The sequence below is a fragment of the Pelodictyon luteolum genome, assembly GCF_001622165.1.
Lineage (GTDB): Bacteria > Bacteroidota > Chlorobiia > Chlorobiales > Chlorobiaceae > Chlorobium > Chlorobium luteolum_B.
The window spans coordinates 25,723-52,193 of the sequence record NZ_LVWG01000027.1 but is presented as its reverse complement, the minus strand read 5'-3'; the positions used below and the strand labels follow the sequence as shown (position 1 = coordinate 52,193).

Sequence of the window (26,471 nt, the reverse complement as noted above, 5' to 3'; positions counted from 1 at the left end):
GAAGAAGAAAACGAAGAAATATCCCGCCCCGGAACTTGCCGGGACGGAATGGGGGAAAATCAGAAGCTGAGGGCTGCGTCGACGATCTGCTCAGCTTTTGCGTTCGGAAGGTAGAGGTAGCGGCCGCCGAGTTTCTGGGCAAGCTTGGGCGCTTCGCCGCGGGAAAGGTAGTTCATCTGGGTATCGATGACCACGGAGGCGATGCCGTCGGACTGCACGGAGAGGGAGAGTGCTTCGACCTCTTTTTCGAGATCCTCTTTGGAGGGTTTCTCGGCGTTGGGATCGAATGATGACTGCAGGCCGATGTTGCCGCGCCCGTCGGTGATGAGCACGAACATGATCTGCGAGACTCCCTTGGTGCGGGCCTGCTTGGCGGTTTCCCAACCAAGGTAGAGAGCAGAGGCGAGCGGGGTTCCGCCGCCGGTCGGCAGCACGTCGAGCTCGCGCTTTGCGCGGTCAACGCTCTGGGACGGAGGAAGAAGCACCTGTGCCTGCTTGCCGCGGAAGGAGATGAGTGCGACCTGGTCGCGATGCACGTATGCGTTCTGGAGCAGGCTTGCGACCGCTCCCTTAGCCTGGCGCATGCGGTTGAGGGCCATCGAGCCGGAGGCGTCGACCATGAAGATGAACAGGGTACCGCTCTTGTCGCGGAACCGCTTGATCTTGACGTCGTCCTTGCTGATGATGAGGGCGGTTTTCGGCCTGCCCGCCATCTTCTTGTCTTTCTTGCGGGTCTCCTGCCACGGAGCTGCCGATATCAGCGTGGGGATGAGGGCGACCTTGCCGCTGCGCATCTCGCCGGGCTGGGCCCTGACGAAACGGCCGCGCCGGTTGTTGAGCGCCTCGCCGCGGCTTCCCGATGTGCTCTTCTTCTTCGAAGCCAGCGAAATGTTCATGATGTTGTCGGGCAGCTCGGTTTCGATGGCTTCCATCATGAGCTCCTCGATCATGTCGGGTGTCTCTTCCTTCTCCTCTTCGGCATCGGCGTCCGTCGAGTTGTCCGGCTGCTGCTCTTCTTCCCCGGTCTCGGGCTCCTCCTCGGGAGGCGGCGCCTCTTCGGGTCCCATATCCTCAGCCGCCTCTTCACGCTCGGGCATGCGGGTCGCACGGGGAATGAGCACCAGCTTGATGGCCAGCTTCATGTCCTCTTCGTCGACATCGCTGCGCTGCTGGAGGGCTGCGCTGGCAAGTGCGGCACGGACGGTGAAAATATCGACGCGGTTGCCCTCGACGCCGAGGCTGAGGGCGGTCTGTATGAGCGCCTGCACCTGTTCTTTGGTGATGGAGACCTGCGGGAGCTGCTCCTTGGCTGCATTGATGAACCCGGCGAGCATTTTCAGTTCATCGCGGGTGTCTTCAAGGTCCCTTTTTCCAAGGACGACGTCGACGATTTTCTTGCGCGCCCGGAAATCATTCTGGGCGGTGAAGGGGACGATGATGCCGATCCTGTCGAGCAGGCCCATGCGCACCTCGCCGTCTGTAGGGTCGTAGGTGCCGACCAGCATGAAGTTGGCCGGGTGCACCTCGCTGAGTCCTTCACGCTCGACAAGCACTTCGCCCCTCGACATGGCGTCCATGATGTGCGACACGGCCGAACTGTCAAGCAGGCTCAGCGAGTCGACATAGAGCACACCGCCGTTGGCTTTCGAGAGCACGCCGTGCTGCACGACGCGTACACCGCTTGCCAGGGTGGCCTCGAGGTCGACGCCTCCGATGAGGCGGTCTTCAGTGACGTTCAGGGGCAGCTCCACGAAGGGAGTGCCTTCGGGAAGAATGTCTGCGAATGCCCTGGCCAGAGTCGACTTTCCCGAGCCTACGGCCGAGGGGATGACGACACCGCCGAGGGCTGGATCGACGGCCAGCAGCATGAGCGCCTGCTTGGCCAGATCCATTCCCACTATATCGGTAAAAGCTATCTTCATTATACTGCTTCTGCTTCTCCAAGGACTTTTGCGAGCTCACGTTCGATCTTCTCTCCAGCGTCAAGGGTCTCCAGCGGATCCTTGCGGAGGCGGTGGCGGAGGCAGAGGCCTGCGATCTCCCTGACATGCTTCATGGTGACCACTTTCTGGCCCATGAATGCGGCGTGGGCGTGGGCCGTACGGGTGATGGTGAGTTCACCGCGGTGGCCGTCGATGCCGAGGTTCATGCAGAGGCGGGCGATGTCGGTCAGCACCTCGTCGCTCATCGTCACTTCCGGAAGCAGTTCCTTGGCGGTCTGGATCTTCTTCTGCAGCTTGACCTGCTCGCGGCTGTACTTCTTCATGAAGGCGTCCGGGTCCTCATCGAACTCGCGGCGGCGCTTGACGATGTCGACACGCTTGGCGACGTCGAGGATGGTGATGATGCGGGCATGGAGGCCGAAACGGTCGAGGAGCTGCGGGCGGAGCTCGCCTTCCTCGGGGTTGCCGGAACCGACGAGCACGAAGCGGGCCGGGTGGCGGATGCTGATACCCTCGCGCTCGACCACGTTCTTGCCGCTGGCGGCCACATCAAGCAGCACGTCGACAAGGTGGTCGTCAAGGAGGTTGACCTCGTCGATGTAAAGGAAGCCGCGGTTGGCCTGAGCGAGCAGACCCGGCTCGAAGGCCTTGACACCGCTGGTGAGCGCCTGTTCGATGTCGATGGTACCGCAGACGCGGTCTTCAGTCGCACCGAGCGGAAGGTCGACGACAGGGACGGGGATTTTCTCGGTCTTCAGGGTTGCGGGGTCGATCGCTTTTGCGCCTTTCCTTGCATCCTCACCCTCGACAAACTGCGAAGGGGTGCGGTTGTAGATATCGTCCTCTACACGGTCGATGAAGGGAAGAACCTCTGCAAGCGCACGGACCGTGGTGCTCTTGCCTGTACCCCTGTGGCCCATTACGAGCACGCCGCCGATCCTCGGATCGATGATGTTGAGGATCAGACTGAGCTTCATTTCCTCCTGACCGACGATGGCGGTGAAAGGAAACGCAAGGCCGGACTTCTTTTTGGCAGGAGCTGCAGCCTTTTTGGGTGCAGGAGCCGCTGCGGCCTTCTTGGCAACTGTTTTCCTGGCAGCAGTTTTCTTGGCAGCTGTTTCAGTCTGAGTCATAATTGATCGTTTGGTTGAGACCCCGCCCCGTGAACCGAGAAATCATTCACCGGAAAAGGCTTACTGTTGGTTAAGGAGTTGCAATAATAAACCTTGAATTTATGCTTTTAGCCCGACAATCGAAAATCCTTTTAGATAAAGGTGGCCGCCTGCATGCCCATTTATGCCCCAGGAGGAGCCTGAGCCACGAGAGCGGCTTCCCGTATGGACTCAGACAGGGTAGGGTGCGCGTGTACGACCGAGGCGAGCCGTGAGGCCGTGACACCAAGGCTTCTTGCAAGCGCCAGCTCCCCGATGAGTTCCACCGCGCCGTGGCCGATCAGGTGAGCACCAAGCAGCGGCCCGCCCCCGGCCTCGAACACCAGTTTGACCAGCCCCTCGAGGTTGCCGTAGGCGTTGGCTTTGCCGGATGCGGCAAAGTTCGAGCGGCCGACAGAAACCGCTCTTCCTGCCTGCAGCGCCTGCTCTTCGCTCATGCCGATGCTCGCAATGGAGGGTTCGGCATAGACGCAGCGAGGGATCATGGTGTCATCAAGGGGTTCGGGGGAGGTGCCGGCGATGGAGGCAACGGCGATTGCGGCCTCGGCCGAGGCCTTGTGGGCAAGCAGCATGCCGCCGCGGACGTCGCCGATGGCGTATATGTGCGCCACGGCGGTCCGGCACCGGGCGTCGGTTTCAATGAACCCCCGCGAGACCCCGACGCCCGCCCGCTCAAGCCGGAGCCCTTCGGTGCTGCCCCCCACGCCGACGGCAAGCAGCATAAGCTCCGCCTCGATCTCCTGCGGCTCTTCACCCGGAACCATAAGCCGGGCCGTAACCCGCCCCCCATCTTTTTTTACATCCTCGAGCTTCGAGCCGGTGGCGACCGTGATGCCGGCTTTCTGGAACGAGCGCTTGAGGGCTTCGGATATCTCGCTGTCCTCCAGCGGCATGAGACGCTCCATCATTTCGACGATGGTGACCCGGGTACCGAGGGTTGCATAGAACCAGGCCAGCTCTACGCCGATTGCACCGCCGCCGAGCACGATCATGGAGGCCGGCAGTTCCTTCATGGCAAGAGCCTCACGGCTCGTGATGAGGAGGCGCTGATCGGGCTCAAGGCCCAGAATGGTGCGCATCCTGCCGCCGGTGGCGACGATGATGGAGGATGCGCTGATGGAGGCCGCAACCGCACCGTCGCGGATGACCTCGAGCTCGTTCGGACCGGCAAAGCGCGCCTCGCCCTGTACGACCTCCACGCCCGCTTTGCGCAGCCGGTACTCGATCCCCTTCGAGATCTTCAGCACCACCGTGCGGCTGCGCTTCACCGCCGCTGCCAGCTCAAACGTGGCTTCTCGGGCACTCAGGCCGAGCGCCTCCCCTTTGCGGAGGAGGTCGAACGCCTCGGCGCTCCGGAGCAGGGCTTTGGTGGGGATGCAGCCCCAGTTGACGCAGACGCCGCCAAGTGCCGATTTTTCTATGAGGGTGACCTGCATGCCCATACGGGCGGCAAGGAGGGCCGCCTCGTAGCCACCGGGCCCGGAACCGATGACGGCAACGTCTGCCTTGCGGGAAGCTGGAAGGGGAGTTGCAGTGTTGATGGAAGCCATGCGCTGAATTGTGTCAGGGTTTTAGTATAATGCTTCAGCAAAATGCAAAATCACCCGATAAAAAACGAATGCCCCCCCGGAGGGGACCTGGCCCTGGAGCCGAAAAAACTCACCCTGCAGGTCAGCAGGGTGCAGTGCCCCATGCGCATCGACCAGTACCTTTCGCGGCAGGTCGAAAACGCAACCCGGAACAAGGTACAGGAAGCCATCGAGGACGGACGGGTGCTGGTAAACGGCAAAGCGGTGAAGTCGAACTACCGGGTGAAGTCCTGCGACTCGATTGAGATGACCTTCCTCCGCCCGCCCGCCCCGGAGCTTGCGCCTGAAGACATCCCGATCGACATTGTCTACGAGGACAGTGACCTCATGGTGGTCAACAAGGCCCCCGGCATGGTGGTGCATCCTGCGTTCGGCAACTGGACGGGCACGCTCGCCAACGCCATCCTGCACCATTTCGGCACCGATGCAGAAGAACTTGAAACGGCTGAACTCCGTCCCGGCATCGTGCACCGGCTCGACAAGGACACCTCCGGCCTCATCATCGTCGCCCGGAACCCCACCGCCCTCCACCGCCTTGCCCGGCAGTTCGCCGACCGGAAGGTGTCGAAACTCTACACCGCCATCCTCTGGGGGGTGCCGGAGCCGCAGGAAGGCACCATCCATACCAACATCGGCCGTTCAAGGCGGGACCGCAAGGTCATGGCCAACTTCCCCTACGAGGGACTTGAGGGCAAAACCGCCATAACCGATTACCGGGTCACCGAAAACCTCCACTGGTTCTCCCTCGCAGAGCTTACCCTGCACACCGGCCGGACCCACCAGATCCGCGCCCACATGCAGCACCTCGGTCACCAGATCCTCGGTGACACCACTTATGGAGGCGCTTCATTGCGGAACCTCGACTTCCCGAGAAGCGAAAGCTTCGTCAAAAACCTCCTCGACCTCCTCCCCCGCCAGGCCCTGCACGCCGCCACCCTTTCCTTCCACCAGCCCACGACCGGAGAGCATCTTTCCTTCAGTGCACCGCTTCCCGACGACATGGCGCAAGCTCTCGAGAAAATCCGCGTCATATACAGGAGCGCCAGAGAAGCCTGAAGCCGATACCCTCAGCCGGGAACCCGATCCGGCAGTCTGCATCGTGTTCAGTTTTTGAGGCCATGTGACCAGTATCAGCAAGAGAGAATGCAAACACGAAGCAAAAGGAAAGTACGTATGAACACAGGTATGAAAATCGCCGCTGCCGCCGCATTGCTGGCCGCAGCAGGCTTCGCCCCGGAGGCACAGGCGAAAGTCAATGTCAACATCAACCTCGGGGCCCCCGCTCCCTTCATCGTGAGCTCCCCCGCCCCGGTGGTGGTCGAGCAGCGGGGACCCCGGCGCTTCGTCATTGACCAGCGGCCACGGTTCCTCTACACGCCGGACCTCGGGTTCTATGTCTCGGTCGGTGCTCCCTATGACATCATCTACCACCAGGACCGGTACTACATTTATGAAGGTGGAGAGTGGTACCGCTCGTCCAATTACGGCGGTCCATGGGTAAGGGTTCGCCAGAACAGGGTGCCGGGACGCATCACGCGCCACCGGTATGAGGACATCCGTTCCCGGAGAGACTACGAATACCGCCGTGCAGAGAACTGGGAGCGCCGGGAGCGGAGCAGGCCGGACCGGGACAGGGATGGCAGCCGCGACCGCTACCCTCAGCGGGATGGAGACAGCCCACGCTGGAGATGAACGATTGAGGATCTCCGGGGATTACCATTAATGCTCTATATTATAGCTGAGAGTACAGCAGAGAGAGAGAGAGAGAGAACAGTGACCAAAGCGGCCGGCAGCATCACGCTGCAGGGCCGCTTTCTTGTACGACAAAAAAGAAAACATCACCCTCAAAACACCTTGACGCAAATGACCCGATCCCCGGCAGCCCTTCTCCTCGTTCCCCTTTTCGCTTCTCTCCTCTCCGGCGGAACCCTCTCGGCAAAGGAACCGGGTCCGGCGTTGCCGACGCTTGGTCCGCCACACCGGCCGCACACCGAAACACTCTCCGGGGTGGAGGTCTCCGACCCGTTCCGCCCGCTGGAGGATTTCAGTGTTCCCGCCGTCACAGCCTGGGTCCAGGAGCAGTCGGAGTATGCCCGCGCAGTACTCGAAAGCATCCCCGGCCGAAGCAAACTGCTCCGGAAAATGGAGGAGTTCGACCTGAGAAGAAAATCGAAGGCCTACAGCCTCTCCATCACCGACAACGACCGCTACTTCTACCTCAAGGAAACGCCCGGCGATGAAACCGGCAAACTTTACATGCGCAAGGGCTTCAAGGGAAAAGAAACCCTGCTCTTCGACCCCGGAACCCTCGACAGGGAAGAGGGCGCACGCCATGTCATCAGCCGCACCTCCCCTTCAGATGACGGGTTGAGGGTAGCGATATCGGTGTCGGCCGACGGCTCGGAGGATGACCGCATCCTCATCATGGACGTCGACCGTAAACAGCTCTACCCTGAAATCATCGACCGCTGCCGGTTCGCCTCTCCCTCATGGACAGAGGACGGCACCGCATTCATATACAACAGGCTGCGGCCCCTTACCCGCCCGGGCCAGAACCCGCAATACGACAGTCAGGTATTCCTGCACCGGGCCGGTACCGATCCGAAAGAGGATATCGAGATCTTTTCAGCCGAAAAGTACCCCGAACTGCAGATTGCAGGTTCCGAGATCCCCGGCGTCACCTATGACCGGGAAAGCGGGCGACTCTTCGCCTTCGTCTCCAGCGTCGAGCGGCGTCTCCGGGTCTATACCGCCCCTTCGACCGGACTTCTGGCCCCGAAGATCGACTGGAAGCCGCTGATCCGCCCCGAAGACGACATCCATGATTTTGCAGCCACAGCGGCAGAACTGTATGTGTTCACTCCAAAAAACGCTCCCCGTTTCAGGATCCTGAAAACCCCGCTCGAGCGGCCGGACTTCAGCACCGCTGAAACCGTCGTCGGGGAAGACCCCGAAGCGCTCCTCACCTCCTTCAGCCTTACCCGTGACGCCCTCTACTTCACCCGCTCCCGCCACGGTGTCGAAGCGAAACTGTACCGGCTGGAGCAAGCAACCGGCAGAATTTCCCCGCTCACAATCCCCTTCAGGGCCGGCTCGGCCTACATCTCCTCGAAAGGCCCGAGGTTCAGGGACATCTGGGTCACCATAGCAGGCTGGAGCAGCGACTACCGCCGCTACCGCTACCTGCCCGAAACCGGAACATACCGCAAAGAAACCATCTCTTCAGGTGCAGAGTACCCCGAATACCGCAACCTGGTGGTCGAAGAGGTCATGGCGCCCTCACACGACGGCACCATGGTTCCCCTCTCCCTCGTCTACCAGAAAGGACTGAAACGAAATGGAGAAAACCCCGTGCTGCTCTACGGATACGGTGCCTACGGCAAATCGATCTCGCCGTTCTTCAGCCCCTCGATGCTGCTCTGGACGACGCGGGGCGGCATCTTCGCCGTGGCCCATGTGCGCGGCGGCGGGGAGCTTGGTGACCGGTGGCATGTGGAGGGCATGAAGGAAAAGAAACCCAACACCTGGAAAGACGCCATCGCCTCGGCGGAGTACCTCGTAAAGAACGGGTACACGAAACCGGGAAAAATCGTCCTCAACGGTGCGAGTGCGGGGGGAATCATGGTGGGGATGGCGATGGTGGAGCGGCCGGAGCTGTTCGGGGCAGTCATTCCCCAGGTCGGGGCCATGAACCCGCTGCGCGGGGAAAAGACCCCGAACGGACCGGTGAACGTGCCGGAGTTCGGGACCGTCGAAAAGGAGGATGAACGCCGCGCCCTCATCGCCATGGACCCCTACCTGAACATACAGGATGGCACCGCCTACCCTGCTGCACTCGTGACCACCGGCCTGAACGACCCGAGGGTCAGCGCCTGGCAGCCGGCGAAGTTCGCGGCACGGCTCCAGCAGGCGACGACGTCAGCAAAACCGGTGCTCTTTTTCGCTGACAGGAAAGCAGGCCACGGGATGGGCAACACCAAATCAAAAACATTCGAGTCGCTTGCCGACGTTCTCTCATTCGGGCTCTGGCAGACAGGAGCGGGCGACTTTCAGCCGAAACCCTGAGGACAGCGCTTTTCAGGCAAACTCGGCAAGTTCGGTCCAGCGGGCCATGTCCAGCTCCAGCTGTTTCTGCAGCAGCTCGAGCTCCCCGCTGAGCCGCTGCACGATGGCAAAGTCGCTGCCGGCGGCTGCGAGCTCAAGGGCAATCGCCTGCTGGCGCTCTTCAGCTGCCGCGATTGCCTGTTCAAGCCGCTCGAGCTCCTTTTTCTCCTTCCCGCTCAGCTTGCGCCGGGTCGGCGCCTGCACAGGGGCGGCGTTCTGGCGAACCGGCTCTTTTTTCAGTGGGGGCTTCTCACGGGAGGCCCTCTCCCCCGCCTTCATTTCCAGGTAGACGGTGTAGTTGCCGGGGTAGCGGCGGATGGTGCCGCCTTCCTCCCAGGCGAAGATGTCTTCCACCGTCCGGTCGAGGAAGTAGCGGTCGTGGCTTACCACGACAAGGCACCCCTCGTAGGTGTCGAGGTAGTCTTCGAGCACCCGGAGGGTAGGGATGTCGAGATCGTTGGTCGGCTCATCAAGCAGCAGCACGTTCGGAGTCTCCATCAGGAGATGCAGCAGGTAGAGGCGGCGGCGTTCGCCGCCCGAGAGGGTCCCGATCGTGTTGTACTGCTGGGATCCGGAGAACAGGAAGCGCTCGAGCATTTTGGCTGCAGAGACCACCGTGCCGTCTTTGGTCTTTATCTGCTCGGCGTCCTCGCGGATGAAGTCGATCACGCGTTTCGATTCGTCGAGGTTGCGGCTCTCCTGGTCATAGTAGCCTATACGGACCGTCTTGCCGATGTCGATATGACCGCTGTCGGGCTGGATGCGGCCGGCGATCATTTCAAAGAGGGTGGTTTTGCCCGATCCGTTCGGGCCGATGATGCCGATACGGTCACCCTTGCGGATGCGGTACTCGAAGTCACGCAGAAGGGTTTTCTCTCCGTATGCTTTCGAGACGTCGTGGAACTCGACGGTCTTGTCGCCGAGACGGTCGGAACCGAAGTCGATCGAGAGCGCCTGGTCCTTCTCCTTGGGGGGAGCATAGACCAGCCCTTCGGCCCGCTGCATGCGGGCTTTCTGTTTCGTGGTGCGGGCCTTGCAGCCTCCGCGCATCCATTCCAGCTCCTGCTTCACGAGCGCCTGGCGCTTGCGCTCATCGCGCACGGCCTGCTCCTCCTCCACTGCCTTCTGCTGCAGATAGCTTGAATACCCGCCCGTATAAGTGGAAACCGTTCCTTTGTCGACTTCAATCATGCGCATCGCCACACGGTCCAGGAAGTACCGGTCGTGGGTGATGAGGATCACCGCGCCCTGGTAGCGCTTGATGTACTGCTCGAGCCATTCGACGCTGTCAGCGTCGAGATGGTTGGTCGGTTCATCGAGGATGAGGGCGTCGCTCGGCACGACAAGCGCATGGGCGAGGGCAACTCGCTTGCGCTGGCCGCCCGACAGGGTGCCCATTCTGGCCGTAAGGTCATACAGACCGAGACGCCCCAATACCGCCTTGGCGTTCGACTCGAGCTCCCAGCCGCCGGCGACGTCGATCTCATGGGCCAGTTCGCTCATGGTGTCGATGAGCGACGGGTCCTCGCTGTGGAGATGCTCGAGCTTTTCACAGACAAGTTCGTACTGGAGAATGAGGTCCATCACCCGGTCGCTGGAGCGCAGCACCGCCTCGAGCACCGTGTCCTGCGGATCGAAGGGCGAGTCCTGCGGGAGGAAAGAGATTTTCTTTTTGTTGGCCACCATAAGCCGCCCCTTGTCGGGCTGCTCAACCCCGGCAAGAATCCGCAGCAGCGTGCTCTTGCCGCTCCCGTTTGCCCCGATGATGCCGACCTTGTCGCCATCGTCGATGCCGAACGACACGTCCGAAAACAGATGCTTCAGCCCGTACTGCTTTTTGAGCCCCTCAACCGTCAGTAAAACCATATGTACCTTCTCTTCCCTGTAAGTGAATCGAATGCCGCATGCATGGAGAGCTCGGCGGGCGCGGATGTCTCGCCCGGCGGCGTCCCGATATATCGCCCCAATATAGACAAAGGATCGGGTTTTGCACCCTCTGCAATGACTAAGGAAGCGGGAGCAGGGTGCGGAGGGTTTCGGGATCGAATTTTTTTGCTTACAATAAAAAAAGGGGCTGCAAACCCCCGTTCAATCATATCCGAACCCGACCCCTTCAAATGGCCGCCATCGACGACTCCCTCGCCTGGGCCGAGATCCCCGTACCAGAAACCATCCGCCGTATGGAACAGCACCAGCAGGAAGCTGTCGCCCTCTGGACACGCTCAGTGGTTGATGCCAAAACGGAAGGGTTCGATGAGCTGTACCAGGCCATCAGCATGATCGTAAAGTACATACCGCACTTCGTCGTCATCCCGCTGATGGTCGAGCACATACGGCCGAAGATAGCTGCCGGGGTATGCCTCAAGATGGGCGTGGAGCAGGCAACCGGCTATGCCAACGACCTCCCCCCGGAGTACTTCACCGAGGTTTCGCGCCATATCGACCCGCCCATCCTGGCCGAAATCCTCGGCAGGATGAAAAAGCACCACGCCGAGAAGTTCATCATCTCGGAACTCCGCCACCACCTCGCCCGCATGCTCCAGATCGCCGAGCACCTCGACGACAGGATGCTTGAAACGGTAGCAAGGCACGTCACCCTCCCCGAGCACCAGGACGACCTCCTGAAACACCCCCACACGAGCCTCTTCAGCCGCATCCGCCAGATGCAGAAATAGCCTCCAGAGCGGGCTCAACAAGTCCACCTGTAACAACCATACCTATTACCCCCTTCCAGTCTGCACATATACTGTGGCAGCTCTACCCTTCTGCGTTCCGGCAATGCTGTCTCTTTTGCCCCAGAATGGGACAGGTGGGACGAACCGTCCCGGGCATGATTCCAGACCGACCGGTTGATTTTCAACCGGTTAGCAGTTCTGGCACGATACTTGTGATTAAGAGAGCGTCGGAACACCTGATGGTTCTGCAGTACGGACAGCAAGCCACATACATTCACAAAACAACCGGTGCAAGGCTTAGCCGTATAGTGTCACTAAAAGGATGCCGACAACTCACACTACAAACATATCACTAACTCTTTCAGGAGAAACATTATGAAAAAGATGACGATTGCGATTGCAGCTGTTGCCGCTTTCGGTTTTGCAGGGAATGCACATGCAGATACGGTAGATGCCGTGGTACTGCCCATTTTCAGCGAAGTCAACCAGGACAACAAACTGCTGAGCGACAACACGACGAAACTTCTCAGCGACAACACGACGAAACTTCTCAGCGACAACACCAAGGTCCTTAGCGATAATGAGACAACCGTCAAACTTCTCAGCGACAACGTATCCATTACAGGAAGTGCAATAGCCGACCACGGTGCCGTTGCCTATAACGTTGGCGGAAATATGGCAACCATCAGTGTCTCTGCGTATCAGACAGATGCGATTGATGGTTTGGGCGCTGTCAGCGCGAACATGGAGATCAACAGCGCTGATCAGCTTGCTTTAATCCCTCTTGCCTCCGGGGCGAATGCAGCCGGAACACTGGGATTGACGTCCGTCCATGCAGAAAACACCGGTGCTCTGAGCAATGGAAGCGCCGCCTCATGCGTCGGCAGCGTCATGGTGAGTGCAATCAATGCGCCTAGCGTTGTCGGTATTGGTGGCGACTTTATCTCCACCGGCAACACTACCACCACAAACCCTTAACTGTTGCCATGTTCAAGAGCAGTTTGCTCGACATGTCACAATAACATCAACTCTACAAGGAGAACATCATGAAAAAAACAATGATTACGGCATTGGCGGCAATCGCAACTTTCGGCGTTGCTGGAGTTGCTCATGCCGCAACTGTTGATGCTGTAGTGCTGCCGATAGGCAGCAATGTCAACCAAGACAACGCCATTCTAAGCGATAACGTCCTCAAAGTGCTCAGCGAAAATGAATCATACCTTAGCGACAATGTCACGACGGTCAGCATGCTGAGCAACAACACACTCATCACCGACAGCGCCATAGCAGACGACAATGCTGTAGCATACAGTGTTGACGGCAACATGGCCTCGCTGGCGGTAAGTGCTTACCAGACTGATGCTATTGATGGGGCAGGCGCAGTGAGTGCAACGATGGAAGTCAACAGCCCCGATCAGTATGCCATCGTTCCGGTGCTTGCAGCTGCCAATGGTGCCGCCTCACTTGGCATCACATCAGTTCATGCCGAGAATACCGGTGCTCTGAGCAATGGTAGCGCAGCCTCATGCATCGGCAGTGCGATGGTGAGTGCAATCAATGCGCCCAGCGTGGTCGGCATTGGTGGCGACTTCATTTCAAGGAACAATCAGACAACGACCAATCCCGCACCGTAACAACAGTTACGATGTGTTCATCTACAGACCGGGACAAACCCCGGTCTGTATTTAATCCGATAACCGACTCAAACGGGGGAACCTACCAATGAAAAAGATTCTGCTGTTGCCACTACTCTGCCTGACGGGCTCAATTCTATCATACAGTACCGTTCGCGCTGATCCCAACATCCAGTTCGACAATACAAACGCTTCTTCGCCTGTATCAATACCCGGAGGTCTTGCAGCTGCATCCGATAATTCTTCTGCCTACATCGTTCAGGGCAACTATGTCATGGCCACGGTTACAGCCAAGCAGTACAACTACTTTCCAGATGGACTGAGCGTGACATCATCAAACACTTCAAGCAGCAGCACAACATCATCTGCTGAAAGCGGGGGAAGCATCGGCAGCGCTACTGTGAATTTCAACAATTCTGCTACGGCACTGGCAATCGGCGGCAATTACTGAAGGATCTTAAAACCACAGAATCATGAAGAGTCGTAAAATACAGATACTCATCGTACTGGTGTTCAGCATCATGCTGCAGGGACCGGCCGCAAAAGGACAGGATGTCATCAACTCCGCGGACGGTACGGCCATCGGGAACTTCAACTACAATATCGGGTCATCGGACCACCCGCCAGCATATGCACCAGGCATCATCACCGCCCCTATTGCGCCACCAACCCTCTTCAGTATTCAAGGTGTTCCCGCACAGATAAAGGGCCTACCGATGCTGTCAAATCATTTTTTCTCGACAGTACACTATGCTGTAGCAAACGGAAAAAGCAGAAGCACAAAAATCATTTTCAATCGTGCGAACATCGAAAAAAAGCGTAAAAACAAAGCACGGAAAATCAAATTCAGCTTCAGCGGTGTTGCTGAAGGAGAACTCATCGGCTCCATCACCATTCAGGGTAAAAAGAATAAATCGGACCAAGTCGATATGCCGACTATTGTCTACGATACAACCCATTACATTGACGATGTTGATGAACTGCAAGGATACAACATCAGCCTGCTAAGTATCCCTAATGCGATCACCTATACGATGGGCGTAGACACCCGGGCAACGGGCGTTGCACTCTCTCCCTATGTGAGCGGGTTCATGAACGGCCCTGCAGGAGCGTTGACAGGATTAATCGGCGGAGTTTCAAAAAGTGGTGGCGTGACAGTTCCGACTGCATCTCTGGGATGCACATTTCTGGTACTTATTGATGGTAAAAACCAGCAAAGAGTTGACATCAGGAAAAATTATAACATGCCCGAGATTAAAGAGAGTGCAACAGAAAACGGTAACAACAAGAAAAAGTATGAAGCCATCAAGGAGAATCCTCCCGAATGAGTCATCATTCTCACAGCAGATACTATGACAGAAGGCCGGAATTCCAACCGGCCTTCTGCTGTTATGGATTACATTGCCTGCATGATGGAACAGGATGAAATGACGGTGAACACAAAGACGCAATACCCCGAAAAACACCATAGCCGCACACATTTCCTCATGGTGCTGGCACTGCTGTACTGGCTGCCGGTCGCGACCATCCTTACGGGGATGGTACCCTTCTCCCTGCGCTCGTTACTGCTGCTGCTGATGTTCGTCTTCACGGCCATCTATGCCCTCATGCAAGGCCATTCCGCCGCCGAGCTCGGGCTTGAAAACTTTAACCTTCGAACATCACTGGCAGTGAACCTCCCTGCCGGCATCGCGGCAGCGGGGGTGGTGTTCCTCATGCCCATCGCCGGGGTCCATGATCGACTTCTGCCTCCACCGGAGGCGACATTCATTTTCTTCTATGTCCTCGTCTCAAGCCCTGTCCAGGAATTCCTGTTCCGCTCGTTTCTCTTCTCTGAGATGCGCCGCTCCAACATCCACAGCCCGATCTGGCAGGTCGTGATCTCGGCGACGTCTTTTGCGTTCCTGCACGCCGTCTACCTTGATCCGCTGACCGGCCTGCTGAGCTTTGCCGCCGGCATCATGTGGAGCATCATTTACCAACGCATACCCAACCTTGCCGGAGTCTCTCTGTCGCACGCGATAATCGGCATCATGGCCATCATGTCGGGCATTGCAAGGAAAATCTAGCCGAGCACCTTCTCCACTTCGGCCTTGAGCTGGGGATACGGGACAGCTCCTGCGGTGCTCCATTTCTTCTCTCCGTCCCTGAAGAGCATGAGGGCAGGGATGCCCTGCACCTGGAAGCGCGAGGCTGCTGCCGGCTGTTCATCAACGTTGACTTTCACAACCATCAGCCGGCCCTTGAACTCTTCGGCAAGCCGCTTCACGGAAGGAGCGACCATTTTGCAGGGCCCGCACCATGCGGCCCAGAAGTCAACGAATACGGGAGTGGTACTGGTCCTTATGAGATCTTCAAGCGAGGTTGCCATAATGGATACGGTTGCGGGTTAGGGGTTATGCTGGAACTCAGTCTCTAAACAACGGGCGGCAGGGAGGGGTTCCCGTATGCGGTTTTTCCTGCCGCGATGCTGAAACTTATTGCTGCCGCAGCCCGTTGAATCAGACGGTGACAGTAAAATACGCCATTCCAATATAATCAGCTTTATTGAGTACATTGTACCCCTCTGAACAGCATTGCACCCTAAAGAAATGAAACAGAAAAAGACCCCGCTATCCACTCCTCCCGTTGCCCCGCCCCCGCCCGAACGAATGCCCAAGGTCTATGTAACCCGCACCATCGAGTTCAACGCAGCCCACCGGCTCTTCAACCCGAAGTTCAGCGAAGAGATGAACACCCGGGTGTACGGAAAGTGTGCAAACAAGTACGGCCACGGCCACAACTACCAGCTTGAAATCACCCTCGGCGGCACCGTGGACCCTGAAACCGGGTACCTGTTCGACCTGAAGGAGCTGAAAAAGATCCTCGAAGAGGAGGTGACGGCGCGCTTCGACCACCGCCACCTGAACCACGACGTCCCGGAACTCGAAGGGCTGGTACCGACGACTGAGACACTTGCCGTCCTCATCTGGGACATACTCGAAGAACGCATTGCAGCCATCGACAACCGGGAGATCTCCCTCCAAGCAGTCAAATTACATGAAACAGGAAAAAACAGCGTCAGCTACCTCGGAGAATAACCCTATGCATACCCCGATAAACACCCCCCTCTTCACCGGCAGGGGCACCTGCTGTGACGACGACGAGTACCCGCTCGACCCGCAGGAACTCTGTCCGGAAGCGCATGCCGCACTTTCCGCATCCGTCTCCACCATGCTGGAGTCTGTCGGCGAGGATCCTATGCGCGAAGGCCTCCTGAAAACCCCTGAACGGGTCGCCCGCTCGCTGGCGTTCCTTACCCGCGGCTACCGCCAGGACCCGGAGGAGATGCTGAAGAAAGCCGTATTCACGGAGTCGTACGACGAGATGGTGCTCGTTCGCGACATCGACATTTTCTCGATGTGCGAACACCACATGCTCCCCTTCTTCGGCAAGGCCCATGTGGCCTACATACCCGATGGAAAGATCGTCGGACTCTCGAAGCTCGCGCGCGTGGTTGAAGTGTTCGCCCGCCGCCTGCAGGTGCAGGAGCGCCTCACCCAGCAGATCCGGGACGCGATACAGGATGTCCTGAACCCGAAGGGGGTCGGCGTCGTCATCGAAGCGAAGCACATGTGCATGGTGATGCGCGGGGTCGAGAAACTCAACTCCGTCACCACAACCTCTGCCATGTCGGGCCAGTTCATCACCTCAGAGTCCACCCGCGGAGAGTTCCTCCGCCTGATCCGCCAGTAGCCGCCATCCCCCGCACCCTCCGCGGTTGAAATGAAACAGGAAAACCCCGCCATGCAGCAGATGCAGGGCGGGGTTTCTTCGTCTCGGGTGCGGCCTGGGGGGCAGCTGGCTTTAGTAGAACGAGAGACCGAACAGAGCCGATGAGTAGTGGGCAAACTCTGAAAGGGGCTCGAAGAAAAGACCGAACCAGATGGTGAGCACCATGAGGACAGCCATCAGTACATTGGCGAAAAGACCCGGGTTCTGCTCCCGCTCGTTAGGCTCGAGGGATTCTCGGAGGAACATGTTCAGAGGAATGAGCATGTAGTAGTAGAGCGAAATCACGCTCGTCATGATGCCGACAAGAGCGAGTCCGACGTAGAGGGACCCCTTCGAGAGCAGGGCCGAGAAGATGAACAGTTTGCCGATGAAACCGACCGTCGGAGGCAGCCCGACGAGGGAGATGAGGAATACGGTGAGGGCTGCGCCGGCAAGCGGCATCTTGCGGCCGAGGCCGCGGTAGTCGTCGAGGTTCTCACTGCCGGTACGGTTGGAGATGAGGATGATGACATAGAACGCACCGTAGTTCATCAGCAGGTAGGAGAGCAGGTAGAAGAGGACTGCCTGGGTGCCGATCGAGTCCATCACGATGACGCCAAGCAGGAGGTAGCCTGCGTGTGCGATGGAGGAGTATGCAAGAAGACGTTTCACATTCTTCTGCCAGATGGCCACCACGTTGCCATAGATCATGGAGGCAACGGAAATGATGGCAAGCAGGGCAAGCCATTCACTGCCTGCGATATCCTCATACGGACTCAGGCCGTGCGGGATGACGATATAGAAGAACCGAAGAAGGAGCGCGAACCCTGCGGCTTTTGAGGCGACCGAGAGGTACGCGGTGACCGGCGTCGGGGCACCCTCGTAAACATCGGGGCTCCAGAAATGGAACGGAACAGCACCGATCTTGTAGCCGAAGCCTGCAAGGATGAGCAGGGTGGCGAGCATCATCACCAGCGGGTCGTAGCCATGCTCGGCAAGTTCGGCGCTGATGAGGAGCAGGTTGGTCTGGGCAGTGAGGCCGTAGATGAGGGAGAAGCCGTAGATCATCAGGCCTGAGGAGACCGCTCCGTAGACAAGATATTTCAGGGCGGCTTCAGAAGAGCGGCCGTCGCGCTTGAAATAGCCCGAAAGGACGTAGGCCGAGAGGCTGACGAGTTCCATCGAGAGAAACACCATAAGGAGGTCGGAGGCTGCGGCCATCATGACCATTCCGATCAGCATGGCTACAATAAGTGCATAGTACTCGCCGATGCTCTTCACCTCGGTATCGAACCGCCGGTCGGCCATCGTGAGCACCACGGCAAACATGGCGGACACGACAAAGAAGTACTTGAAGAAGATGGCGAACTCGTCAAGCACGTACATCCCGAAAAACAGCTCTCCGGCCTCCATCTGGTGCTGCTGGTGGATGAAGAACATGCTTCCTGCAAGACCGGCGAAAGTCAGCCAGCCGAGCAGAATCGGCTTCCGCCCCTTCGTCGCGAGATCCACAAGGATCAGCGCCATGAAAAGGATGGAGAGATAGATTTCGGGAATGAATGACCCCGCACCTGCTTTCAGGCTGGCGATGATATTCTGTATTTCAGCACCTGATGGGAGCTCGAACATGATTCTCTTCGTTTATTCTGGTTTCGGTCAGTACGTCCCTCTCAGTTGATGGCCGCCATAGCCACCGGTGCAAGCACCTGGACAAGCTTGTTGATGCTGCTTGTCATGAGGCCCATGATCGGCATCGGGTAGATTCCGAGGAAAATGATGATGACGGCAAGCGGCACCAGCATGGCCAGTTCACGTGCGTCGAGGTCGAGCTTGCCCTTCCAGTCGTGGAAATGGATGTGCTCATGGCCGTCCTCACCGATCTCGAGGTCGTAGGCAGCGTCGTCACGGCGTTTTCCGAGGAACATCCGCTGCAGCGACCAGAGCAGGTAGGCTGCACCGAAAACAATGCCGAGCACCGATACGATGGCGATGGGGCGGGTAACTTCGGAGCTGAAAGCACCGACGAAGACGAAGGCCTCCGAAATGAACCCGCTGAGGCCCGGAAGGCCGAGGGAGGCGAACCATGCAATCATCACGACACCGAAGTAGACCGGCATATAGGTTGCCAGGCCGCCGAACTTCTCGATCTGGCGGGTATGGGCACGGTCGTAGATCACACCGACGAGCAGGAAGAGCATGGCGGTGATGGTGCCATGGTTGAACATCTGGTAGAGCGCTCCGGTCATGCCCTCGCTGTTGCCGGCGGCAAGGCCGAGCAGCACGTAACCCATGTGGCTGATGGAGGAGTATGCCACCATCTTCTTCAGGTCCTTCTGTGCCAGGGCGCAGAAAGCGCCATAGATGATGTTGATGGCGCCGAACACACCGATCACGTACATCGAGGCCTGGAACACTTCAGGGAAGAGCGGGAAGTTGATGCGCATCATGCCGTAGGTGCCGAGCTTCAGAAGCACGCCGGCCAGGATGACGGAAATCGGGGTCGGAGCCTCGACGTGTGCGTCGGGGAGCCAGGTATGGAACGGGAACATCGGGACCTTGATGGCAAAGCCGATGAAGAGCACGATGAAGGCCACGGTGCGCCACATGACGTTTTCGGGTCCGAGAATGGCGTCATGAATGTAGTTCTCCTGGCTTGCCATGGCGACCAGGCTGAAGGTGTGGTTGCCGGTAAGCGGGTCGATGACGCTGAAGTAGAGGGCGATCATGACGAGGAGCATGAAAACGGAACCGAACAGGGTGTAGAGGAAGAACTTGATGGCCGCGTACTCACGGTTCGGGCCGCCCCACATGCCGATGAGGAAGTACATCGGAAGCAGCATGAGTTCCCAGAACACGTAGAAGAGGAAGAAGTCGAGTGCGACGAAGCAGCCCATCATGGCCGTGGCCAGAAGGTTGTAGAGCAGGAAGTAGCCTTTGACCTGCTTCTGGATGGTCCAGCTTGAGAGCACGCCGATGGTCGAGACGAGCGCGGTGAGGATCACCATGGTGATGGAGAGGCCGTCGACACCGAGGAAATACTCGATGTTCATGCTGCCCATCGAGCCCAGGTCCAGGCTGATCCACGGGAGGCGCTCGATGAACTGGAACGACCCTTCAGGAGAGCCTCCCGCCACGGCCGTGATGCCCGCGAGCGAGGGGTCGTATCCCTGCCAGATCATGACCGCAAGCACCATCTGGACCACTGCCGCAAGCAGCGATACCATCCGGATGATCTGCTTCTGGGAGGAGGGCACGGCAAGGATTACCAGGCCGGCGATAATGGGCAGAAAGACAATTAAACTCAGCATGTTCCCTATCGGTATGTTAGCAATTGAAAAGTAAATCCTCTCAGGAGACCAGTTGTGCAAAGTAGTAGACGAAATAGCCGAAGACGGCCAGCATCACCATGACAACATAGGTCTGCACCTTTCCGGTCTGGAGCTTTTTCAGCACTCCGCCGGACGTGTTAACGAAAAATGCGGTAAAGTTGACCATTCCGTCAACAGCATATTTGTCGAAGCTGCCGTTGAGGAACGCGAATTTCCTGGTCAGGGTGGCGATGCCGTTGACCATGCCGTCAATGATGTTGCGGTCGAACCACGAGAACATGGCGGCAATCAGCATGGACCCCCTGATGAAGGTCGCCTGGTAGATCTCGTCCCAGTACCATTTGTTGTATGACATGAGGTAGAGGGGGCGGATGGCCCGGGCTGTACGGTCCGGATCGATGACCTTGAAGGCATAGACGGTGAGGGAGAAGCCGATGCCGAGGATCACCATGACGGTAGAGATCTGGATGGCGCGGTTATGGGCCGCGTGGGTCAGGTGCGCGATTTCGGCCTGACGGGGATCGGCGAACGTGTGGCCTTCGGCGTGCTCTCCCGATGCGGCGGAGGGATGGGGTTCAGTCACCGCTTCAGCATGCGCTGCTGCCGGGGCATGCATATCCTCAGCGGCTGCCGCTTCGGCCTGCACCGCTTCGGGTGCGGCTGCAGTTCCGTGTTCCTCTGCGGACATGGCCATAAAGGCTTCTGAAATACCGTGCTGCTCTCCTCCAACCACCGTTGCGGGTGTCGGGATCATCTTCATGAACCAGCCCTTGCCGCCGTCAAGCGGATCGGGAGAATAGACGATGAAAATCGAGAGGGCAGCCAGAACGACCAGCGGAAGGCGCATGTTCCATGCTACCTCATGGACCGGATGATGGCCGTGCTCTTCATCATGACCGTCATGACCGTCATGACCGTCATGGGCATGTGCCGCATGGTGGTCGTGCGGGTCGGAGGGCTTGAGGTGCGTGCGGCTTTCGCCGAAGAAGACGAGCCAGATCTGCCGGCCCATGTAGAACGCGGTCAGAAGCGCGGAGAAGAAGCCGAGCACCGGAACCAGATAGTAGTACCAGGTGCCTTCAGTCTGTGCAAACCCGAGAGCACCGGCAAGGATGGCGTCCTTGCTCATGAACCCGCTGGTGAGCGGAAGACCGGCAAGAGCGAAGGTGGCGATGATGAAGGTGGCAAAAGTCCAGGGCATGTTCCTGCGCAGCCCTCCCATCCAGCGCATGTCCTGCTCGTGGTGCATGGCGTGGATGATGGCGCCGGAACCGAGGAACAGGCATGCCTTGAAGAATGCGTGCGTGACGAGGTGGAAGAGGGCTGCCGAGTAGGCGCCGACACCGAGACCAAGCACCATGTAGCCGAGCTGCGAGACGGTCGAGTAGGCAAGGACCCGTTTGATGTCCTGCTGGGTAATGGCGATGGTGGCCGCCATGAAGGCGGTGAAGGCGCCGATGAATGCGATGAGGTGCAGCGCCTCGGGCGTGAGGAGCACGAAAATGCGGGCCACAAAGTAGACGCCGGCGGCAACCATGGTGGCGGCGTGGATGAGGGCCGATACCGGAGTCGGGCCCTCCATGGCGTCAGGAAGCCAGACATGGAGCGGGAACTGGGCCGACTTGCCGACGCAGCCCATGAAGAGGAGGATGCCGGCCGCGGTCAGCCAGGCGTGCGACAGGCCGAACTCACCTGCTGAAAGTTTCTGGAAAATCTCCTGGTATCCGAAGGTGTGGAACTGCGAGTAGAGGATCAGGATACCGAGCCACATGCCGATATCGCCGACACGGTTGGCGAGAAACGCTTTTTTCTGTGCATCGGCAGCACTCTCTTTTTCGAAGAAGAAGCCGATGAGCAGATAGGATGAAAGTCCGACGAGCTCCCAGAAAATGTAGATGGAGAAGAGGTTGTCGCTCAGCACGATGCCGAGCATCGAGAAGGTGAAAATGCCGAGATAGGCAAAGAAACGGCCGTAGTGCTTGTCGCCCTTCATGTATCCCGTGGAGTAGAGATGCACGAGGAAACTGATAAGGGTAACCATGGCGAGCATGATGGCCGTCAGGTTGTCGACGACGATGCCCATCTTGACCTGAAGCGGACCGACGCCGGGGACATTGCCGAAATCAAGCCAGGTGAAGTCCCATGCAACACGGAATGCCGGATCGTAGTGCTCGACGATGACCGTCCAGAATATATAGGCCGAAAGGGCGAAGGTCGTGCCGAGAATGCCGACCCCGATGAAGTCCCCCCTGCGCGGCAGGCGCCGGTTGAAGAATATCAGGATGACGAACGAGAGCAGCGGCAGTAGCAGTACGGCTATTGACAACTGGATTAAACTGTGCATGGTCCTCTATGATTATTCGGTTGTACCCCTGTGATCACTCTTTCATGGAGTCGACGGATGAGACATCGACCGTGTTGAAGATCTTGTAGATATTGATGATGATGGCAAGCGCCACGGCCGCTTCTGCTGCGGCAAGCACGATGACAAAGAGGCTGAACATCACCCCTTCCATACCGCCGTTCCACTTGGAAAAGGCAAGGAAGTTGATGTTTGCGGCGTTCAGGATGAGCTCGACGCCCATCAGGATGACGATGGCGTTGCGGCGCGTCATCACGGCAAAAAGGCCAAGGGCGAAAAGGATCGCCGAAATGGTCAGGTAGTGGTTGATTCCGATTGCTGTCAGCTGTTCCATGTGGTGGACTCTCTCCGTAAAGTTCGTGGTTACTGTTCGCTGTTGCCGCGGCCGCCCTTGGCATCGTAGCGGGCGAGGAAAGCTGCTCCGATCAGTGCGGCAAGCAGCAGGATGGAAGCCATTTCAAACGGCAGGACGAAACGCGACATGGTTTCAAAGCCGATCCGCTCGACCACGCTGCCCTCAAGCATGGTTTCCGAAGGCATCCACCCGTTTGTGGTATAGAAGGTGTAGAGAAGCCCCGCAAGGGTGCCGAGCAGAAGGAGTGCACCGGGAACGACGTTCAGGACGTCTGCCTTCAAATCGGTGGTCATCACCTTGTTGGTGAACATCACGCCGAAGAGCAGGAGGACGAGGATGCCGCCGACATAGACCACGACCTGGGTGACGGCGATGAAGTCGGCCGAGAGGAACACGTAGAGGGCCGCGATACCGAAAAAAGTGAAGAGCAGCGAGAAGGCCGAATAGATGATGTTGCGCGAAAACACCACGAACGCCGCGGACAGCACCGTGATGGCGGCAAAGAGGTAAAAGATGGCCGTATAGGTTGGGTTCGTCATGGTCTCTCTTTCAGTTCTGCTGTTAAGGGTTCGTCTCGCCGGGTTCAGCGGAAGCCGCTGCTGCTTCGGCGGCCTTCCGCTCTTTTTCTGCCTGGGCCTTCGCCTGTGCCTCTTCAACCTTCCTCTTCTTGGCCTCGGCTTCGTGTCGGGTGAGGTTGCCGAAATGGTAGACAAGGTTCCAGCGGTCGAAATCGGAAAAATCAGCCACCGGTGTATGGCGGAGGCACTCCGTCGGGCATACGGTGGTGCAGATGCCGCAGGTCATGCATTTTGCGGTGTCGATGTCGAAGAGAGGAACCCAGAACTTCTTCTGCTGGCCGCCTGAGGTTTTGCCACAGGCCGCAAGGTCTTCCGGCATCACCTTGATGGTCTCCATCTCGATGCAGCGGACAGGACATGCCCTGACGCACTGGCCGCAGCCGATGCAGTCGTCGATGTCGTTGTGGAGGCGGTAGCGTCCGTTTGACGGGGTCGGGACCGCTTCGCGGGGGTACTGGAGGGTCACCAGGCCGTCAACCTGGCCGAAGTAGTCCACATCGTCAATGCCGGCGTCTCCCTTTCGGTGGACGGCATTGAAGAAATGCTTCAGGGTGATCCCCATGCCGGTGGCAATGGTGGTGGCGCCGGTTGCAATATTCTTGAAATACTCGCTCATAGTGTGTTCTGTCATTAACAGGTAACGGTCAGGGTACGTATATCATCCAGATCGCAGTCAAAACGAAGCTGAGGAAAGCGAACGGAGTGAGCACCTTCCAGCAGAGATACATGAGCTGGTCGACCCTGAGGCGGGGAAGGGTCCAGCGCAGCCACATCTGCACGAAGATGAAGAAAAATCCTTTCATGATGATCCAGAACGCGCCCCAGACAGGCCCGGTGGTCATGTCGTTGAGGGCGAGGGGCCCGATGTTCGGAAGCGGCGAGTTCCAGCCGCCGAGGAAGACGATGGAGATGATGGCCGAAACCATGAACATGCTGCCGTACTCGGCAAGGAAGATGACGGCGAACTTCATGCCGGAATATTCGGTGAAGTACCCGGCGACGAGCTCCGACTCGGCCTCGGGAATGTCGAACGGGGCGCGGTTGGTCTCTGCCAGCGAAGCGATGAAGTAGATGAGGAACGGGAGCCATGCAATCGGGCTCTGGAAAAGGAAGAAGTGCGCAAACCCCCAGGTGCCGGACTGGAGCACGTTGATCTCCTGCATGTCGAGCGTACCGGCCATCATGGCACCGCAGAGAAGGGCGATGGCGGCGGGGATTTCGTAGCTGACAATCTGCGCCACGCTGCGCACGGCGCCGTAGAGCGCCCACTTGTTGTTCGAGCCCCATCCTGCAGCGAGTATGCCGACCACTTCAAGTGCGACGATGCCGATGGCATAGAACAGGCCGACGTTCAGGTTGGCGCCGATGAATGCAGGACCGAAGGGAAGGACTGCAAAGGCAAGGAAGGATCCGACGAAGAGCACGCCGGGGCCGATGACGAAAAGAAACTTGTCGGCAGAGGTCGGCACGATGTCCTCTTTCTGGAGCAGCTTGAGGATGTCGGCGAGGGTCTGCAGGATACCCCATTTTCCGACCTCCATCGGACCGAGACGGTCCTGCATGAACGCCGAAATCTTGCGTTCACCGTAGACGCCGTAGGTAAGGGCGTAAAGGGCAATGAAGACAAGCGGAATGGCGGCAATGACAAGAAGGCCGAGAGGCAGGCCCATCGGGGCGAAGCCCGTGAGGGCGTCCGACCAGGCATTGAGGCTGTTACCCATAAGAAGTGGCATGCTGGATTGCGGTAATGCGTTGAAGCTCATCGGTCAACCTCCCCGAGCACGATGTCGATGCTGCCGATGATGGCGACGAGATCTGGTATCAGCTGTCCTTTCGAGAGGTCCTTCATGGCTGAAAGGTTGACAAAACAGGATGACCGGGCCTTGCAGCGGAGCGGGCTCGTGGACTTGCCGTCGGAAAGGATGTAGAAGCCAAGTTCACCGCGGGGGTTTTCGGCGCGTGCATACACCTCACCTGCTTTCGGGCGGATGCGCTTCGGAACTGCGGCTCTCGGGTCAAAGCCCTCCGCCGGAGGCATCTTCCCGATGCACTGTTCGATGATCTTGAGGCTCTCCTCGATTTCAAGTGCGCGCACAAGGTGGCGGGAGAGACAGTCGCCGACATCGGAAAACTTCCCGTCGGGAACAGGGACGGCGAAATCAAGTTCAGGATAGATCGAATACGGGTCATTGCGGCGAAGATCCCACTGCACGCCCGAACCACGGAGCATGGGGCCCGACCATCCATAATTGATGGCCACGTCGGCCGGCATGATGCCGATGCCTTTCGTGCGCTTGACGAAGATCTCGTTTTCGGTAAGGAGGCGTGAGAGTTCGACTGCTTTCGGGCGGAAGTAGTCGACGAACTCCCCTACACGCTTCTGGAAATCGGAAGGGACGTCGTAGGCAAGGCCTCCGATCCAGATATAATTATAGAGCATCCTTGCACCCGAAGCCCACTCAAGCATGTTGAGGATATGTTCGCGGTCGCGGAAGCAGAAAAGAAACGGGGTGAAGGCCCCAAGATCGATGGCGTAGGTGCCGATGGCGACAAGATGAGAGGCAATGCGGTTCAGCTCGCTGACGATTACCCTTATGAACTCGACCCTGCGCGGGATTTCAATATCCAGCAGCTTCTCGACGGCGATGGCGTAGGCCATTTCGCTGTTCATGCCGGCAAGGTAGTCCATACGGTCGGTATAGGGAACGATGGCCTGGTAGTCTACATGCTCGCAGTGTTTTTCGAAACAGCGGTGAAGATAACCGAGGTAGGGCTCAGCCTCCGTCACCACCTCTCCGTCGGTCCGGCACTCGAGACGGAGCACCCCATGGGTGGACGGGTGCTGGGGGCCCATGCTGAGGACCATCTCCTCAGTGGCAAGGTCCTTTTCGATGATGACCACGTTATCGCTTTTCCGGGTCACCCTCACCGAACCCTGTCCGGCCATTTCCAATTCCTGCATAGTCGTAAGCGGATT

Annotated in this window: 24 protein-coding genes; 11 read left to right on the top strand and 13 right to left on the bottom strand. The window is 58.4% G+C overall.

What is annotated here, in order from left to right; translation table 11 throughout:
• Positions 1-59: 59 nt before the first annotated feature.
• The 3 genes from bchD to lpdA all read right to left on the bottom strand — a co-directional run bounded on the left by bchD (position 60) and on the right by lpdA (position 4,665).
• Positions 60-1,922, bottom strand: coding sequence for a magnesium chelatase ATPase subunit D (gene bchD / locus A3K90_RS05060; protein WP_303681474.1), 1,863 nt, complete (start codon positions 1,920-1,922; stop codon positions 60-62).
• Complete coding sequence (gene bchI, locus A3K90_RS05055; protein WP_303681473.1) at positions 1,922-3,076, bottom strand: magnesium chelatase ATPase subunit I; 1,155 nt, start codon at positions 3,074-3,076, stop codon at positions 1,922-1,924. Before bchI ends, bchD begins: the two co-directional genes overlap by 1 nt.
• Before the next feature lie 161 nt (positions 3,077-3,237).
• Positions 3,238-4,665 (bottom strand): dihydrolipoyl dehydrogenase, encoded by a 1,428-nt coding sequence (lpdA, locus tag A3K90_RS05050; protein WP_303681472.1) that lies wholly within the window; start codon positions 4,663-4,665, stop codon positions 3,238-3,240.
• Between the two features lie 42 nt (positions 4,666-4,707).
• On the opposite strand from lpdA, the gene A3K90_RS05045 reads away from it, so the two are divergent.
• The 3 genes from A3K90_RS05045 to A3K90_RS05035 all read left to right on the top strand — a co-directional run bounded on the left by A3K90_RS05045 (position 4,708) and on the right by A3K90_RS05035 (position 8,769).
• On the top strand, positions 4,708-5,760 hold the full coding sequence (locus A3K90_RS05045; protein WP_303681471.1) for an RluA family pseudouridine synthase: 1,053 nt from the start codon (positions 4,708-4,710) through the stop codon (positions 5,758-5,760).
• Positions 5,761-5,877: 117 nt separating this feature from the next.
• Positions 5,878-6,396 carry a hypothetical protein gene (locus tag A3K90_RS05040; RefSeq protein ID WP_303681470.1) on the top strand — a complete coding sequence of 173 codons (519 nt, stop codon included), beginning with the start codon at positions 5,878-5,880 and terminating at the stop codon, positions 6,394-6,396.
• A gap of 171 nt (positions 6,397-6,567) precedes the next feature.
• Positions 6,568-8,769 (top strand): prolyl oligopeptidase family serine peptidase, encoded by a 2,202-nt coding sequence (locus A3K90_RS05035; RefSeq protein WP_303681469.1) that lies wholly within the window; start codon positions 6,568-6,570, stop codon positions 8,767-8,769.
• Between the two features lie 12 nt (positions 8,770-8,781).
• Here the strand turns inward: A3K90_RS05035 and A3K90_RS05030 are convergent, their stop codons facing one another.
• Entirely contained in the window at positions 8,782-10,674 is a 1,893-nt protein-coding gene (locus A3K90_RS05030; protein WP_303681468.1) for an ABC-F family ATP-binding cassette domain-containing protein, read from the bottom strand.
• A gap of 251 nt (positions 10,675-10,925) precedes the next feature.
• Between A3K90_RS05030 and A3K90_RS05025 the strand changes: the two genes are divergently transcribed.
• From A3K90_RS05025 to A3K90_RS05000, 6 genes are all read left to right on the top strand, one after another.
• Positions 10,926-11,483 (top strand): hypothetical protein, encoded by a 558-nt coding sequence (locus A3K90_RS05025; RefSeq protein WP_303681467.1) that lies wholly within the window; start codon positions 10,926-10,928, stop codon positions 11,481-11,483.
• A gap of 375 nt (positions 11,484-11,858) precedes the next feature.
• On the top strand, positions 11,859-12,461 hold the full coding sequence (locus tag A3K90_RS05020; protein ID WP_303681466.1) for a hypothetical protein: 603 nt from the start codon (positions 11,859-11,861) through the stop codon (positions 12,459-12,461).
• A gap of 68 nt (positions 12,462-12,529) precedes the next feature.
• Positions 12,530-13,117, top strand: coding sequence for a hypothetical protein (locus A3K90_RS05015; protein ID WP_303681465.1), 588 nt, complete (start codon positions 12,530-12,532; stop codon positions 13,115-13,117).
• A gap of 88 nt (positions 13,118-13,205) precedes the next feature.
• Complete coding sequence (locus tag A3K90_RS05010; RefSeq protein WP_126341391.1) at positions 13,206-13,568, top strand: hypothetical protein; 363 nt, start codon at positions 13,206-13,208, stop codon at positions 13,566-13,568.
• 70 nt (positions 13,569-13,638) lie between these two features.
• The gene (locus A3K90_RS05005) at positions 13,639-14,445 is read left to right on the top strand and encodes a hypothetical protein (protein ID WP_303681464.1); all 807 of its coding nucleotides are present in this window, start codon (positions 13,639-13,641) and stop codon (positions 14,443-14,445) included.
• Positions 14,446-14,508: 63 nt separating this feature from the next.
• Positions 14,509-15,186, top strand: coding sequence for a CPBP family intramembrane glutamic endopeptidase (locus A3K90_RS05000; protein ID WP_303681463.1), 678 nt, complete (start codon positions 14,509-14,511; stop codon positions 15,184-15,186).
• Here the strand turns inward: A3K90_RS05000 and trxA are convergent.
• Positions 15,183-15,488, bottom strand: a complete 306-nt coding sequence (gene trxA, locus A3K90_RS04995) for a thioredoxin (protein ID WP_303681462.1) — start codon at positions 15,486-15,488, stop codon at positions 15,183-15,185. The two genes, A3K90_RS05000 and trxA, sit on opposite strands and share 4 nt — an antisense overlap.
• A gap of 220 nt (positions 15,489-15,708) precedes the next feature.
• On the opposite strand from trxA, the gene A3K90_RS04990 reads away from it, so the two are divergent.
• Both A3K90_RS04990 and folE read left to right on the top strand, forming a co-directional pair.
• Positions 15,709-16,197 carry a 6-carboxytetrahydropterin synthase gene (locus tag A3K90_RS04990; protein ID WP_303681461.1) on the top strand — a complete coding sequence of 163 codons (489 nt, stop codon included), beginning with the start codon at positions 15,709-15,711 and terminating at the stop codon, positions 16,195-16,197.
• Complete coding sequence (gene folE / locus A3K90_RS04985; protein WP_303681460.1) at positions 16,157-16,852, top strand: GTP cyclohydrolase I FolE; 696 nt, start codon at positions 16,157-16,159, stop codon at positions 16,850-16,852. The genes A3K90_RS04990 and folE overlap by 41 nt, the downstream gene beginning before the upstream one ends.
• Before the next feature lie 111 nt (positions 16,853-16,963).
• On the opposite strand, the gene A3K90_RS04980 is transcribed toward folE, so the two are convergent.
• From A3K90_RS04980 to A3K90_RS04945, 8 genes are read right to left on the bottom strand one after another with little or no spacing between them, the layout of a single operon-like run.
• Positions 16,964-18,499 (bottom strand): NADH-quinone oxidoreductase subunit N, encoded by a 1,536-nt coding sequence (locus A3K90_RS04980; RefSeq protein WP_303681459.1) that lies wholly within the window; start codon positions 18,497-18,499, stop codon positions 16,964-16,966.
• A gap of 41 nt (positions 18,500-18,540) precedes the next feature.
• Positions 18,541-20,178 (bottom strand): NuoM family protein, encoded by a 1,638-nt coding sequence (locus A3K90_RS04975; protein WP_303681458.1) that lies wholly within the window; start codon positions 20,176-20,178, stop codon positions 18,541-18,543.
• 40 nt (positions 20,179-20,218) lie between these two features.
• Positions 20,219-22,543, bottom strand: a complete 2,325-nt coding sequence (gene nuoL, locus A3K90_RS04970; protein WP_303681457.1) for an NADH-quinone oxidoreductase subunit L — start codon at positions 22,541-22,543, stop codon at positions 20,219-20,221.
• Positions 22,544-22,577: 34 nt separating this feature from the next.
• Positions 22,578-22,895 (bottom strand): NADH-quinone oxidoreductase subunit NuoK, encoded by a 318-nt coding sequence (gene nuoK / locus A3K90_RS04965; RefSeq protein WP_303681456.1) that lies wholly within the window; start codon positions 22,893-22,895, stop codon positions 22,578-22,580.
• A 29-nt stretch (positions 22,896-22,924) separates the two neighbouring features.
• Positions 22,925-23,455, bottom strand: a complete 531-nt coding sequence (locus A3K90_RS04960; protein ID WP_303681454.1) for an NADH-quinone oxidoreductase subunit J — start codon at positions 23,453-23,455, stop codon at positions 22,925-22,927.
• A 22-nt stretch (positions 23,456-23,477) separates the two neighbouring features.
• Positions 23,478-24,110, bottom strand: a complete 633-nt coding sequence (locus A3K90_RS04955) for a 4Fe-4S binding protein (RefSeq protein ID WP_303681483.1) — start codon at positions 24,108-24,110, stop codon at positions 23,478-23,480.
• A gap of 28 nt (positions 24,111-24,138) precedes the next feature.
• Positions 24,139-25,257 carry an NADH-quinone oxidoreductase subunit NuoH gene (gene nuoH / locus A3K90_RS04950; protein ID WP_303681453.1) on the bottom strand — a complete coding sequence of 373 codons (1,119 nt, stop codon included), beginning with the start codon at positions 25,255-25,257 and terminating at the stop codon, positions 24,139-24,141.
• Entirely contained in the window at positions 25,254-26,456 is a 1,203-nt protein-coding gene (locus tag A3K90_RS04945; protein ID WP_303681452.1) for an NADH-quinone oxidoreductase subunit D, read from the bottom strand. Before A3K90_RS04945 ends, nuoH begins: the two co-directional genes overlap by 4 nt.
• Between the last annotated feature and the right edge of the window lie 15 nt (positions 26,457-26,471).

Bases quoted from the DNA above. Each gene is read 5' to 3' on its own strand.
- bchD (WP_303681474.1), bottom strand. From the start codon at position 1,922: ATGAAGATAGCTTTTACCGATATAGTGGGAATGGATCTGGCCAAGCAG.
- bchI (WP_303681473.1), bottom strand. From the start codon at position 3,076: ATGACTCAGACTGAAACAGCTGCCAAGAAAACTGCTGCCAGGAAAACA.
- lpdA (WP_303681472.1), bottom strand. From the start codon at position 4,665: ATGGCTTCCATCAACACTGCAACTCCCCTTCCAGCTTCCCGCAAGGCA.
- A3K90_RS05045 (WP_303681471.1), top strand. From the start codon at position 4,708: ATGCAAAATCACCCGATAAAAAACGAATGCCCCCCCGGAGGGGACCTG.
- A3K90_RS05040 (WP_303681470.1), top strand. From the start codon at position 5,878: ATGAACACAGGTATGAAAATCGCCGCTGCCGCCGCATTGCTGGCCGCA.
- A3K90_RS05035 (WP_303681469.1), top strand. From the start codon at position 6,568: ATGACCCGATCCCCGGCAGCCCTTCTCCTCGTTCCCCTTTTCGCTTCT.
- A3K90_RS05030 (WP_303681468.1), bottom strand. From the start codon at position 10,674: ATGGTTTTACTGACGGTTGAGGGGCTCAAAAAGCAGTACGGGCTGAAG.
- A3K90_RS05025 (WP_303681467.1), top strand. From the start codon at position 10,926: ATGGCCGCCATCGACGACTCCCTCGCCTGGGCCGAGATCCCCGTACCA.
- A3K90_RS05020 (WP_303681466.1), top strand. From the start codon at position 11,859: ATGAAAAAGATGACGATTGCGATTGCAGCTGTTGCCGCTTTCGGTTTT.
- A3K90_RS05015 (WP_303681465.1), top strand. From the start codon at position 12,530: ATGAAAAAAACAATGATTACGGCATTGGCGGCAATCGCAACTTTCGGC.
- A3K90_RS05010 (WP_126341391.1), top strand. From the start codon at position 13,206: ATGAAAAAGATTCTGCTGTTGCCACTACTCTGCCTGACGGGCTCAATT.
- A3K90_RS05005 (WP_303681464.1), top strand. From the start codon at position 13,639: ATGCTGCAGGGACCGGCCGCAAAAGGACAGGATGTCATCAACTCCGCG.
- A3K90_RS05000 (WP_303681463.1), top strand. From the start codon at position 14,509: ATGGATTACATTGCCTGCATGATGGAACAGGATGAAATGACGGTGAAC.
- trxA (WP_303681462.1), bottom strand. From the start codon at position 15,488: ATGGCAACCTCGCTTGAAGATCTCATAAGGACCAGTACCACTCCCGTA.
- A3K90_RS04990 (WP_303681461.1), top strand. From the start codon at position 15,709: ATGAAACAGAAAAAGACCCCGCTATCCACTCCTCCCGTTGCCCCGCCC.
- folE (WP_303681460.1), top strand. From the start codon at position 16,157: ATGAAACAGGAAAAAACAGCGTCAGCTACCTCGGAGAATAACCCTATG.
- A3K90_RS04980 (WP_303681459.1), bottom strand. From the start codon at position 18,499: ATGTTCGAGCTCCCATCAGGTGCTGAAATACAGAATATCATCGCCAGC.
- A3K90_RS04975 (WP_303681458.1), bottom strand. From the start codon at position 20,178: ATGCTGAGTTTAATTGTCTTTCTGCCCATTATCGCCGGCCTGGTAATC.
- nuoL (WP_303681457.1), bottom strand. From the start codon at position 22,543: ATGCACAGTTTAATCCAGTTGTCAATAGCCGTACTGCTACTGCCGCTG.
- nuoK (WP_303681456.1), bottom strand. From the start codon at position 22,895: ATGGAACAGCTGACAGCAATCGGAATCAACCACTACCTGACCATTTCG.
- A3K90_RS04960 (WP_303681454.1), bottom strand. From the start codon at position 23,455: ATGACGAACCCAACCTATACGGCCATCTTTTACCTCTTTGCCGCCATC.
- A3K90_RS04955 (WP_303681483.1), bottom strand. From the start codon at position 24,110: ATGAGCGAGTATTTCAAGAATATTGCAACCGGCGCCACCACCATTGCC.
- nuoH (WP_303681453.1), bottom strand. From the start codon at position 25,257: ATGAGCTTCAACGCATTACCGCAATCCAGCATGCCACTTCTTATGGGT.
- A3K90_RS04945 (WP_303681452.1), bottom strand. From the start codon at position 26,456: ATGCAGGAATTGGAAATGGCCGGACAGGGTTCGGTGAGGGTGACCCGG.